The organism is Virgibacillus kekensis (genome assembly GCF_042654125.1).
Lineage (GTDB): Bacteria > Bacillota > Bacilli > Bacillales > Amphibacillaceae > Lentibacillus > Lentibacillus kekensis.
Map to the genome: position 1 here is coordinate 306,456 of NZ_JBHSFU010000004.1, position 12,750 is coordinate 319,205.

Genomic DNA, 12,750 nt, shown 5'->3' on the forward strand with positions numbered 1-12,750 from the left:
ATATTTTATTAAAATAACTCCAACTTCCCAATCCGGCGGGCGGCTTCCTCAAGTTCTTCTTCAGATGCATTTATCCCGGCCCTGACATAGCCTTCACCATGGGTACCGAAGCCATTACCTGGTGCTACAACTACCTGTGCCTCTTTTAGCAGAAGTTCGGTAAAGCCTTCCGAAGTATACCCATCAGGCACTTTTAACCATGAGAAGAATGTTCCTTTTGGGGAATCCACTTTCCAGCCGTTTTCATGCAGTGCCTTTACAAATGTATTCCTGCGTCGTTCATACATCTCAAGTAGCTCCTGAACAACAGTCTGATCACCCGTTAATGCTTTTGCCGCTGCCTGCTGAATTGCCCCGAACAGGCTTACATGAATATGGTCCTGAATTAAATTCAGGCTGCGTATAACGGACTTGTTTCCGACCGCAAACGCGATTCGCCATCCCGCCATATTGTATGTCTTTGACATGGTGTATATTTCCACACCAATGTCCTTTGCTCCTTCAGACTGCAGAAAGCTTATCGGTTTTTGACCATCAAAACCAAGCGAGCCATAAGCGAAGTCGTGGGCCACACAGAAATTATGATCCTTAGCAAGCTTTACTGTCTCGTCAAAAAATGCTTTCGTTGCTGTGCCGGCGGTAGGATTATTGGGATAGTTAAGAACCATTAACCTGGCTTTCTCCAACTTGTCCTTTGGAATTTCGGAATAATCCGGCAAGAAATCATTCTCTTTTACCAGTGGCATATAAACAGACTCTGCACCGGCCATAGCCGTTCCCGACAAATAATCCGGATATCCAGGATCGGGCAATAGAGCGATATCCCCTGGATTGAGCAGGCCCTGTGCCAAATCCACAAGCCCTTGCTTCGCACCAAAGAACATAGATACCTCTTCCTCAGGGTCAATTTCTACGTCATATTCTCGCTTATAAAACTCAGCCACTGCTTCCTTAACTATGCTGAAGCCCTCAAAAGGTGAATATCTATGGTATTTAGGGTCCTCAGCAGCTATCTGAAGTTCCTTTACAATGTGTTCAGGTGTCGGCTGGTCAGGATTCCCCTGTCCTAAGTTTATTATGTCATACCCCTGTTCCTTAAGCAGTTGAACTTTCTTGCTTAACTTGGCAAAAAACTGCTCCGGCAGGCGTTTTAGCATATCGGATTGCTCAAACTCGCGCATCCTGTCCCTCCTCTGGTGGTGTATCTTCTTATTATAATTATTGTATCTACTATAAGAAAAGCGCAAGCGCCTTGTTCACCCCCGACTAGATTAAGCAGAGGCTCGAAGTGGCGGTTTTTGCCACATAGAGACTATGCTTAAGACCTCGAGGGGATAGGCGCTGGAGCTGGACATCGAAATATCAAAAAAGTGGCACCGAAAAAATATCTGCTCCAGTATGCCACCTTTTCTGTTTTAGAAACGAATATAAATAAACATACTCGTTTTATTACTGTGAAATCCGTTCGGTAAAGTCGGCAAGAAGGCGTGCGCCATAACCGGTACCAGCCTTCGAATAATATCCATTTTCCTCACTGCTCATGACACCAGCCATATCAACATGCAGCCATTTACCCGGATCAGTTACAAATTTGCGTAAGAATAGCGCAGCGACAATCGAGCCTGCCTCAGGTTTTCCACTAGTGTTGTTAAAATCGGCATAGTCACTCTTGATATAGCTTTCATAGGCATCAATCAGTGGCATCGGCCAGTTAAAATCACCGTTTTCCTGACCAACTTCCCGCATAACAGTAGAAAGTTCTTCATCACCGAAAACACCTGCCAGCTTAGACCCAAGTGCACCAATAATCGCACCGGTCAGTGTGGCTATATCTACTATATAATCGGCCTTCAGTTCCTGTGCCCGAATTAGTCCATCAGCAAGAATCAGCCGTCCTTCAGCATCAGTGTTGCCGACTTGCACATTAAGACCATTTTTATAGTTAATTACTTCACCTGGGATAACAGCATTACTGTCAGGAACATTCTCGACAATTGGAATCAGCGCGGTTATATTTACTTTTGCTTCTGAATCAGCAAGTAGCTTCATTGCACCTGCTACTGCTGCAGAACCACCCATATCAAATCGCATATTGCTTAAATCCTTGCCGCGTTTCAGAGTAATACCGCCTGTATCGAAGGTCACTCCTTTTCCAACGAGCGCAACAAGAGGTTTTGACTGATCACCTCGGTAAGTCAATTCAACAAACGCTGGGTCATGTTTACTGCCTCGGCAAACAGTTAAAACGCCGTTCATCTGTCTTTTCTCTATTTCGTCCTTATCAAAAACGGTTACCTCTACTGTAGAATCCTGAAATTCTTTTTGAAGAATAACCGGGTATGTAGCCGGGTTTAGACCATTAGGAGGTTCATTCATTAAATCTCTTGAAAAAGCTACTGCGTCTGCACGAACTTTACCAGCCTCAAAGGCCGAATTGAAATCGTCTCCTTCAATTTCAAGCGCTGTTTTGAAGGATTTCTTTTCAGATTTATAGGTTTCAAATTGATATGAACCAAGCTGCCATCCTTCACTGAACGCAGTGATAACTGTATCTGCTTCCAGCTTGCTGAACGCTTCCGTTAGTCTGGCACCATCAACCAATGCTTTCTCAACTTTGCAATTACCAAGCTCCCGGGAGACTGATCCAGCAATCATGCGAACTTTATCATATGACTGCTTATTTTCTTTTACAGATTTAACAGCAACAGTCAGCTCCCCATCTACCACCAGGGTTGTAAAAGAACCGGAGCTTTGCTCGACAAACTGACTCACTGTCTCATTGGATTTTATTTTTGCATCATTTTCAAATACAACTTGTACATAACTTGCCATTATGGAATCTCCTTTCTGTCTATCCTTATTAAGTTTCGATAAACGAAAGAAAATTCCTGCAAAAAGAGACAAAAAACCCCGAATTATGTCAGGTATTTTTTTGCCTCAGCTATCCGTTCAGGATGGGTGTAGACATTCATTTTCCTTTTCCTCGCAAAGCCAATCGCTGTTATACCAAGGTCGTCAGCAAGCTTTAGTGCAAGATCTGTCGGTGCTGATTTTGACAGCAGAATGCCAACACCAATCTTTGATATTTTCAAAAGAACCTCCGAAGAAATCCGACCACTAAACACAATTAGCTTATCGGCAAGCCGCACTCTATTCTGCAAAGCATACCCATAAATTTTATCAAGCGCATTATGCCTGCCGATATCCGTTCTGATTGCCTCGATTCCGTCCGAAGTACATAAAGCAGCGTTATGAACACCACCGGTCCGCTGGAAGTGATTTGACTGCTCTTCAAGCAATTTCATCAGAGAGATCCCTTGTTCAATCGAAAGGCTCATTTTACTCATCACCGTTTTCGCGGTCTGCACATCGCTTTTAAAATAAAACTGCCGGCTTTTCCCGCAACAGGAACCAATGAATCGCTTGGAATGATCGTATCGATCCTCATCCAGTTCCCTATATAGCATGACATGGGCAAATCCAAGACTGTCGTCTATATGAACCGATTTGATTTCACTGTAACTGCGAATCAACCCTTCAGACGCGAGAAAGCCTACCACCAATTCATGCAGATTTTCCGGGGTACAGACCATCGTGGCAAACTCCTCCCCGTTCACCATTACAGTGAGCGGGAATTCAGCAGCCACTTCCTCCTCTATTTCGTTTAAGGAATCCTCATCAAACTTGATGACCTTCCACTTATTTGTTGGTGTCTGGGACATAATAGCTCACCCTTATCTCATATTCCCTTTAACTACACGTTTTCCTGCTAAGCATCGACTTCCAACTCAACGATACGCTTCTCAACATATTTAGTGTCTTTATGCGCATAGTACGTTTCCGCTTTTTCAACAATTACTGCTGTATTATATTCCGGTATCCCGGCATATTGTTCATAGACCCCCTTTGGAATCAGAGCATTGCCCTCCGGCCAGTGAACCTCTATATTTCCTGATTTTAACGATACAAACTTGGCGCGTCCATTAAAAACACCGTGCTGATTATAGACAACAATCGAGTCACCTTCAGAAATATCATGCTTTTTGCCGTCCTCTTCATTCATCAGCACATCAAAACGGTCCGCATCATTAAATGGGTCCGATTCGCTGTACACCATCGAATTAAACTGTTTACCGCGCCGGGTGGTTACATAAAAATGACCCTCAGGCTTGCGCAGCTCAGGCAGTTCGACACTGATCAGGTTACCTTTCCCGTCAGGTGTCGGACATACTCCATCTTCACATAACCAGGCACCACCCCACTGGAAGACGGAATTCTCTTCATTTAGATGCTGAATCCCATCATAGTTCGGCGCCGTAACGGAAATTTCGTCACGTATTTCTTGGGCATTCTTAAAGTCTATCAAATATTTCTGATCTGGCTTAACCCGCTTGGCGAGATCAACATAGATTTCCCACTCAGAACGAGCCTCTTCTATTCTAGGTCCTTTAATTTCCGGTGAAAAATAAACCATCCGCTCAGTTGATGTGGAAGTCCCACCGCCAGGCTGCTCGTATCTCGTCATTGCTGGGAGCACAATCACAGCTTCTTTTGCATCCACCAAAGTAGAAGTGTTAAAGATAATGTCCTGGTGAACCCGGATATCCACGTTCTCCAAACAATCCTTCACATAATCAGGGTTCGGCATCGTTTCAAGGAAATTACCGCCTGACATGTAATAGAGTTTAAGTTTTCGTTCATGGTCTTCCGGAAGAAGGGCATTTTCAAGGGAAACGCCAACAATGTCACCCTGCCAGCGTGGAATGTCAAAACCCCATTGCTCCTCAACACGACGTATATTTTCTTCAGTCATACCACCACCAGGCAATACAAACGGATCAGCTCCCATTTCGCCTGAGCCCTGCACCCCAGAATGACCTCGAATCGGCATTACTCCGCAGTTTTCCCTGCCGATAAATCCTCTTAATAAGGCAAGGTTGGCAACCTGTGACACATTATCTGTGCCAAAGCGGTGCTGGGTGAGACCCATGGACCAGACAAATACGGCAGAGTCTGAATTCGCAAGCAGTTCCGCAAGTTCAATCATACGTTCTTTTGTAATGCCCGATGACTGTTCAAGCTGCTCCCACTCATAGGAAGTCACTTTTTCTTTCAGTTCCTCAATTCCATTCGCATGCTCCTGAACAAATTCATGATTGATAGCGGATCCTGGCTGCCTTTCTTCCATATCAAACCAGTGCTTCATAATACCATGCATGAATGCGATGTCCCCGCCAATATTTACCTGATAGACATCATCAGCTATTTTAGTACCGAATAACGCTGAGTCAGGGATTGACGGAATCCAATATTCATCCATTGATGGTTCATAGTACGGGTTAATGATTATTATTTTCGTGCCTTTGCGTTTGGCCGCATACATGTACTTCGTAGAGACTGGCTGGTTGTTAGCGGCAACTGAACCCCAGAATACCAGTACATCGGTACCGATCCAATCTTTATAATTACAGCTGGATGCACCAATTCCAAGCGACCGTGTCATCGCTGTTTTAGACGGAGAATGACAAATCCGTGAGGCGTTATCCACGTTATTTGTCCCAAGAAACCTTGCAGTTTTCCCTGCAGTATAATACGCCTCATTCGTAATTCCGCGTGAAGTCAGATAAAATGCATACTGTTTAGGGTCAAGCGCTTTCATTTTTTCAGCAATTGTATCAAGCGCCTCATCCCATGATACCCTGCTGAATTTCCTTTCACCTGGTCTCCGAATTAACGGATATGGTATTCTGCCGAGTTTTCTTAGTTCGGTACTGCTCATTTTCCGCAGTTCGTCGATGTCTGCATGGAGAATATCCTCATCAATAGCAGACATGGTATTAAGCCGTAATACATTCAGCCTGGTTGTACAAACATGCGGTCCGGTTAGTGTCTGATCCTGCAGCCCTTTAACACCAAGGGCGCAACCGTCACAGACCCCCTTCGTCAGAATCCGTGTCGCATATGGCAAGTTATCTTTATTTTCCCAGACCACTTTCATCGTGTCCCGGATATGGTGTGGTTTAATTTTCCCTAACCCGAATGGCACTTTACTAACCCAGTGCTGCGGATCCGGTTTTTTAGACAATTTAACCGGACCAGTATGCTTCGTATTCCCCAATTTAACCCCTCCAGTTTCATTATTCACGTGTTGTTAACTACAGATAAAAACGACAACAAACCAAGATGCCGATATGGCAGTTAATCTCCAGCAGATAATGCAGTTGTTTTTTTTAAAACATTAGCCGGACTAACACTTCTTACTGCAGAACTTTTCCTCTATATCTTCATCAAATACGTATACTGACATTCCTAAGTCTTGTTCAATGTCAATGTCGACGAACAAATTTAAATATCTGGCATCGAGCAATTCTTCCATCTCAAGTGGTGGATATTCCTGATAGGTTTTTTTGAACATTTTTGTTCTCGCCGAGCGGATCATTTCTTTTCCGTCATAATCCGTGACGATGAACTTTTCGACGGGCGAGAGGTTTCCCTCCATTTCGCAAATCGCCCAGTTCTTGCAAAAAGTGATTTCTACCATGGCGGGACCTTTCCCCATATGTTTTTTCCGGTATGCTCTTACCAAATTACTAAATTCTGCTTCATATTTTCCCATCCGCAAGTCAGTCCTCTTTTTTTATTGGCAGGATTAAAAAACCAGCAACCGGGAGACACAGAGCCCCCGACTGCAGTATTTTTTACATGTAAGACCCTGCACCTGGAGTAGACAAAGCGTATATTAACTCCGGACTAAGAAAAAACTCTTAATTTGTTACTCCAGCAAACTTAGAATTTGGTGCTGCCTGTTCGTTTCGTATACGCTTAATATCTGCTCTAATCCAGAGAGACAGACCAAATGCGATGATAAACAGGACACCGAAAATAATCATCGTCAAATTGTAGTTTTGCGTTGTATCATAAATAAGTGATAGCAATAGTGGTCCAACAACTCCAGCTACTGCCCAAGCGGTGAGAATATACCCGTGAATCGCTCCAAGCTGCTTTGTACCAAACAGATCTCCAATGTAGGCCGGCACAGTCGCGAACCCTCCACCATAGCAGGTCAGAATTGCAAACACGAGAATTTGGAATAAGAAAGCGCTTACGGCAATAGGTAAGGTAAAGAATGCCACAATCTGAATCACAAAGAAAGTCGTATAAACATTCGGCCTTCCAATATAGTCAGACAGTGTTGCCCATCCAATTCTTCCGCAACCATTGAACAGTCCCATCAGACCTACCATGGTTGCAGCTGCGATAGGTGTCATACCAGCAATCTCCTGCGCCATAGGGGATGCCACTGAAATAACTGCAATTCCGCAAGTAACATTCAAAAAGAGCATCGTCCACAGCATCCAGAAGCGACGTGTTTTTACTGCCTCATTTGCTGTAAGCTGCGAAAGATCCGGTCTGATTTTAATTTTGCCTTTACTTTTTTCTGCGTCAGGTTCGAATCCCTTTGGCGCCCATCCCTCGGGAGGTGGTGACAGATACTGCGCTGCAAGGGTCATTACAATGAAGTAAGCAGCTCCAAGTATATAAAACGTCGTTGAAATACCCACAGAATCAATCAATGCGGCCGCTGCAGGTCCGCTGATTAATGCAGCAAAACCAAACCCCATAATTGCCAAACCTGTTGCCAGCCCGCGGCGGTCCGGGAACCACTTAACAAGCGTAGATACAGGCGCAATATATCCTATTCCCAGTCCTATACCTCCAATAATACCATAAAACAGATATAACAATGTCAGCGATTCGAGCGCAGTCGCAAGCCCAGAACCTGCTACCCCTACCCCAAAAAAGGTTGCTGCCAGCATTGCTGATTTCCTCGGACCCTGTTTCTCCACAAACCTACCCATGAAGGCAGCGGCCATTCCAAGCATGAAAATCGCAATACTGAAAGCCATTGAGATCTCTGTCGTCTCCCAGCCGTACGTCTGATTCATCGGCTTGGTGAAAACACTCCACGCATAGGCAGAACCTATGGAAATGTGGACCCCAACTGCAGATGCGGCTATCAGCCAGCGGTTCTTTACTTTTTCCATCTTATTCCTCCTCTAAAGCTAATTTTTATAGATAACCACCACTGCCTTTATGTATTAATGGACACACAATAAGGACTCGGCGGTTAGTCTCCGACAGGAACAACTGCACGCTTAATAGGAAACTTGCCCTACTTTTAGGGATTGCCATATGCTTTGGAGTACGAGGCTCATCATCAATGGCTTAAGCTGTATATGCTTTCTTATTACACAAAGGAGAAAACTGCATGTGCTTGGTGGCAATCAATATTACCCCATGCCAAATATCTAGGTTTTATTCAAATTGTTGGAATTTTGTTGGAATTTGTATGTTAGAGAATATACTAGCATGTAACATTCTTTAGTACAATAAAAATGCACTGTTCTAAACTACTATGTAATAAAGAAAAAGAAGCCTGGATATTTTTTCTCCAGACTTCTCTATATCAATCTATTTTTATAACGTTTCAGAAACCATTTTAGGTTCAAGGAAGTTTAGCAAATAATCCGGCCCACCTGCTTTAGCGTCAGTACCGGACATTTTGAATCCACCGAACGGATGGTATCCGACAATAGCACCTGTACAGTCACGGTTGAAATACAGATTTCCGACATGGAACTCATATTTTGCACGGTTTAAGTGCTCGCGTTTGTTGGTGATCACCGCTCCGGTCAAGCCGTAATCCGTATTATTGGCGATGTCCAGCATCTCGTCAAAGTCTTTTGCCTTGGCAAATCCTACAACTGGGCCAAAAATCTCTTCCTGCATGATGGTAGCCTCAGGATCTACTTCAGAAAAGATTGTTGGATGGATGAAATAACCTTTGGAATCATCCGTCTCGCCGCCTTGTACCAGCTTACCTTCATTTTTTCCAGTTTCAATATAACCTTTAATCCGATTAAATTGTTTCTGGTTTATCACCGCACCCATGTAGACATCTTCTTCTGCAGGGTTGCCAACGTTAATTTCCTTTGTAAGCTTAATCGCTTTTTCAAGGACTTCATCATACATATCTTCATGGATTACTGCTCTGGATCCCGCAGAACATTTCTGTCCCTGGAAACCGAACGCTGACTTCACGATTGCGGCTGCAGCCATATCAGTATCCGCATCATCATCTACTACTACGGTATCTTTTCCGCCCATTTCAGCTACTACACGTTTGATGTGCTTCTGGCCTTCATGAACCTCAGCTGCACGTTTATTAATCCGTGTACCTGTATTCACGGAACCTGTGAAGTTAACAAAGTGTGTCTGCGGATGATCTACCAGATAATCCCCAATTTCAGCAGGATCTCCAGGAATAAAATTGAGAACACCTTTAGGCAACCCTGCCTCTTCTAAAATCTCTACCAGTTTATATGCAATAACCGGTGTATTTTCCGATGGTTTTAACAGCACTGGGTTCCCTGCGACAAGTGGTGCCACTGTTGTACCAGCAACAATTGCAAACGCAAAGTTCCAAGGTGGAATAGTTACGCCAGGTCCCATTGGCTGATAGAAATATATATTTTTCTCAAATGGACGCTCCTCAATTTTTTTACCCTTTCCGAGCTCAATCATCTGACGTCCATAATATTCCATAAAGTCGATTCCTTCAGCTGTATCAGCATCAGACTGTCCCCATGGCTTGCCGGCCTCATAGGACATCAGCGCTGAAAGTTCATGCTTTCTGCGGCGCGTTATAGCCGCTGCCTTGAACATTACTTCTGCACGCTCTTCAGCGGTGAATTTTCTCCATTCCTTGTAAGCCTTCAGGGCTGCATCCATCGCTTTGTCTACATGTTCCTTTGTCGCACTGGAGACATGCCCAATAACCTGCTCATGCTTGGACGGGTTCACCGATGTCAGTTTTTCATCTGTATAGACACGCTCCCCGCCAATTACCAGTGGATATTCTTTACCAAGTTCATTGCCAACTTTTTTCAGCGCATCTTTATACGCCTTACGGTTCTCTTCCTTGGTAAAGTCTGTAAATGGTTCATGTTTATAAGGTACTACCAATGCAAAAACCTCCTCATATCTATTACTTTAAAAAATTCCCTCTAAATCACATTCCACATATTAAACAACGGTAAACATAAAATTTTAATAGATAAAAAAAGGGTTGAAAAAATAGTAAAGAAATCATATAATAAATATCGGACTTACTTAGGGGGCATTAGCTCAGCTGGGAGAGCGCTTCGCTGGCAGCGAAGAGGTCAGCGGTTCGAGCCCGCTATGCTCCATATTTAAAAGGCAATCCATTTCTGGCGAGATCAGAAATGGATTGCTTTTTTAATACGCAATTAGCGAAATGAGGATCCCCAAAGACCGTTGTAGTGTTCTAATCGGATCCTCATTCCACTAAACGGAAGAAATGCGGTCTAAAAGGAAAGTATGTGGAACCTGGTTCCGTTAATTGCCCATAATTAGGGTAAAAAGATAGTAAAAAGGGCGAATAACGGAACCAGAATCCGAAATGGAGCTTAAAACCGTGATTTGAGGCGAATAGCGGAATGAGGTTCCTCCACAACATCACCAAAGCAGCACCAAGCCACTGAGACCTCTTCTACCTAGATAATCATCTAATTCTATAGGTTCGCGCACGCTCTTTGCCACTAGCGACAACCAGCATTTGCTTTTCTACTAGTCTGTGTAAGATTTCACGTGCATAGCGATCGCTGATGTGAAGATGGTGAGCAAGTTCAATTGGGGTAATCGGCCTAACATCCGACGAGAATAACGAATAACTTCTGCTTCGAGCCAAGATAATTCAGAGGATACTTCTGTTGAGGTGAACTTGCCGATAAAAGCAAGAATAAGTTGCTGACAAAGTTTTGGTTCATCTTTTATAGATAGATATGCAATTGGTAATTTCCATCCGTCGAGGGCTAATAATGAATGCCGCCAACATAAATCCTTAAAACGCCTAAAATCAAGGTCTCTCGCATGTGCGCCATATCCTTGAATTTCAATGCAGCCTTTTGCACCATGTCCAGGTCTGTAAGCTAAATCAAGATAACGGTAACCATTGTTAAAATCCCGAACCTCCCATTCAGGATATAAGTGTTCAAAGTTTCCTACAGTAGGGAACCAAATTGAACGAAGAAATTGAACCGTACCATGACCTAGACCTTTTTCCAGAAGCTCACGCCTTCTATGATTCTTCTCTTTGCTGATTTGTTCATGAATCCATTCTTCATACTTTTGATCAAATCTTAACATTACTCACTTTCCTTTCATGTTTTTTGGGTAATTAGTTTAACACCATTTAAAGACTGTGAATTTACTAAAGAGTAGAGGTGAAATTTTTCCAGCGGACAAGAGATTCGCAGACTAGAAGGATAGGGATATGAGTACTTTCATGAGGTCTTTTTAAGTATACTCTATTATAATGGTATAGAAAACTTTTATAATTGCAGGAAAGTACTTAAGACAGATAAATAAAGTAAACTGAATTGAAAGGTGAAAACAAAACTCATGGACCGGACAAAACTATATATGGAAAGAAATCTTAACGAGATTGTCAGTGATATAAAATTCCTCGTTAAACAGGACTCCCCAACAAACGATAAGAATCTTACCGATCTGTGTGGGAAAAGAATTCAGAAACTGCTCAAGCTATATTTTGGTCGCTTTGCTGAAGAATTCAAGGAGAAAGAATACGGCAATCATTTAAGATTCCAAGTTGGTGAAGGAGAAAAACAAATTCTTATCCTGTCCCATTTCGATACGGTTTGGGACGAAGGTGAACTGCCATATAAAGAGGACGGCAATAAGCTTTACGGTCCGGGGATTCTCGATATGAAAGGTGGTCTTGTCCAGGCGATTTGGGCGGTTAAAGCCTGTTTGGAGCTTGATTCGTCATTCAGCAAAAAAATAGTTTTCTTGTTTACCAGTGACGAAGAGATAGGCAGTCCTACGGGTCGGAAACTTATTGAAAAAGAAGCAGCCAACAGTTCGTATGTCTTCGTTACCGAACCTCCCGTTGCAAAGACCGGTGCTTTAAAAACCGAGCGAAAGGGCTCATCGCGCTACTATATTGATATAAAAGGAAAGGCTGCCCACTCAGGCAATCATCATAAGGATGGTATAAGCGCCATCAAAGAAGCGGCTGAACAGATTATTTACCTCGAATCTCTCACAGACTACGAGAAAGGGACCACGATAAATGTCGGCGCGATTGAAGGCGGTGGGCCAGTTAACGTGGTATCCGATCATGCCACCATTGGAGTGGATGTCCGAACAGAATCCGAGGAAGAACAGGAACGGATCGATCATATAATCGAAGAGCTTCAACCGTACACAGAAGGAGCCGAACTTGAGGTCCATGGCGGAATCTCCCGTCCTCCTATGCATAAAAATGAAGATACAGAAGCATTGTTCAAACAAGCAAAGCGGGCTGCAGCTGAACTGGGGCTTGAACTAAAGGAAGCTTCAGCTGGGGGTGGCAGCGACGGAAACTTCACTGCCAGCATGGGAATTCCCACACTCGACGGCCTGGGTGCAGAAGGATTTGGTATTCACGCCCGAAACGAACATATTTTAAAAGATCGAATTCCATACCGGGCAGCACTGCTTTCCAAGTTAATTCAATCGCTATGAGAAAAGCGCAAGCGCCTTGTTCACCCCCGACTAGCTTAAGCAAAGGCTCAATGTGGTGGTTTTTGCCACATAGAGCCTTTGGCTTAAGACCTCGAGGGGGTAGGCGCTGGAGCTGGACATGACTTCTGCTGACAGTAAATT

Annotated in this window: 8 protein-coding genes, 1 tRNA gene and 1 pseudogene; 2 read left to right on the forward strand and 8 right to left on the reverse strand. The window is 43.7% G+C overall.

The genetic code is table 11. The features are described 5' to 3' along the window. Nucleotides 1–8: 8 nt before the first annotated feature. The 7 genes from ACFO3D_RS05830 to pruA all read right to left on the reverse strand — a co-directional run bounded on the left by ACFO3D_RS05830 (nucleotide 9) and on the right by pruA (nucleotide 10,026). Nucleotides 9–1,181 (reverse strand): pyridoxal phosphate-dependent aminotransferase, encoded by a 1,173-nt coding sequence (locus tag ACFO3D_RS05830; RefSeq protein WP_390293732.1) that lies wholly within the window; start codon nucleotides 1,179–1,181, stop codon nucleotides 9–11. Nucleotides 1,182–1,449: 268 nt separating this feature from the next. Beyond that, nucleotides 1,450–2,832, reverse strand: coding sequence for a M17 family metallopeptidase (locus ACFO3D_RS05835; RefSeq protein ID WP_390293734.1), 1,383 nt, complete (start codon nucleotides 2,830–2,832; stop codon nucleotides 1,450–1,452). 83 nt (nucleotides 2,833–2,915) lie between these two features. Then, on the reverse strand, nucleotides 2,916–3,722 hold the full coding sequence (gene fdhD, locus ACFO3D_RS05840; protein ID WP_390293736.1) for a formate dehydrogenase accessory sulfurtransferase FdhD: 807 nt from the start codon (nucleotides 3,720–3,722) through the stop codon (nucleotides 2,916–2,918). 47 nt (nucleotides 3,723–3,769) lie between these two features. Next, on the reverse strand, nucleotides 3,770–6,118 hold the full coding sequence (locus tag ACFO3D_RS05845; RefSeq protein ID WP_390293739.1) for an FdhF/YdeP family oxidoreductase: 2,349 nt from the start codon (nucleotides 6,116–6,118) through the stop codon (nucleotides 3,770–3,772). A gap of 129 nt (nucleotides 6,119–6,247) precedes the next feature. Then, the gene (locus tag ACFO3D_RS05850) at nucleotides 6,248–6,616 is read right to left on the reverse strand and encodes a Na-translocating system protein MpsC family protein (RefSeq protein WP_390295466.1); all 369 of its coding nucleotides are present in this window, start codon (nucleotides 6,614–6,616) and stop codon (nucleotides 6,248–6,250) included. A gap of 148 nt (nucleotides 6,617–6,764) precedes the next feature. Further along, on the reverse strand, nucleotides 6,765–8,045 hold the full coding sequence (locus ACFO3D_RS05855) for an L-lactate MFS transporter (protein ID WP_390293741.1): 1,281 nt from the start codon (nucleotides 8,043–8,045) through the stop codon (nucleotides 6,765–6,767). A gap of 433 nt (nucleotides 8,046–8,478) precedes the next feature. Beyond that, complete coding sequence (gene pruA / locus ACFO3D_RS05860) at nucleotides 8,479–10,026, reverse strand: L-glutamate gamma-semialdehyde dehydrogenase (RefSeq protein WP_390293743.1); 1,548 nt, start codon at nucleotides 10,024–10,026, stop codon at nucleotides 8,479–8,481. Between the two features lie 151 nt (nucleotides 10,027–10,177). On the opposite strand from pruA, the gene ACFO3D_RS05865 reads away from it, so the two are divergent. Then, nucleotides 10,178–10,250: transfer RNA gene (locus tag ACFO3D_RS05865), tRNA-Ala, on the forward strand. Nucleotides 10,251–10,585: 335 nt separating this feature from the next. Here ACFO3D_RS05865 and ACFO3D_RS05870 read toward each other — a convergent pair. Then, nucleotides 10,586–11,229: pseudogene (locus tag ACFO3D_RS05870) on the reverse strand (transcriptional regulator). Nucleotides 11,230–11,484: 255 nt separating this feature from the next. On the opposite strand from ACFO3D_RS05870, the gene ACFO3D_RS05875 reads away from it, so the two are divergent. Continuing rightward, on the forward strand, nucleotides 11,485–12,609 hold the full coding sequence (locus ACFO3D_RS05875) for a M20 family metallopeptidase (RefSeq protein WP_390293745.1): 1,125 nt from the start codon (nucleotides 11,485–11,487) through the stop codon (nucleotides 12,607–12,609). Nucleotides 12,610–12,750 lie beyond the last annotated feature (141 nt).

Excerpts from the sequence above, each read along its gene's own strand:
- ACFO3D_RS05830 (WP_390293732.1), bottom strand. The coding sequence starts at position 1,181 with ATGCGCGAGTTTGAGCAATCCGATATGCTAAAACGCCTGCCGGAGCAG.
- ACFO3D_RS05875 (WP_390293745.1), top strand. The coding sequence starts at position 11,485 with ATGGACCGGACAAAACTATATATGGAAAGAAATCTTAACGAGATTGTC.
- ACFO3D_RS05855 (WP_390293741.1), bottom strand. The coding sequence starts at position 8,045 with ATGGAAAAAGTAAAGAACCGCTGGCTGATAGCCGCATCTGCAGTTGGG.
- fdhD (WP_390293736.1), bottom strand. The coding sequence starts at position 3,722 with ATGTCCCAGACACCAACAAATAAGTGGAAGGTCATCAAGTTTGATGAG.
- ACFO3D_RS05835 (WP_390293734.1), bottom strand. The coding sequence starts at position 2,832 with ATGGCAAGTTATGTACAAGTTGTATTTGAAAATGATGCAAAAATAAAA.
- ACFO3D_RS05850 (WP_390295466.1), bottom strand. The coding sequence starts at position 6,616 with ATGGGAAAATATGAAGCAGAATTTAGTAATTTGGTAAGAGCATACCGG.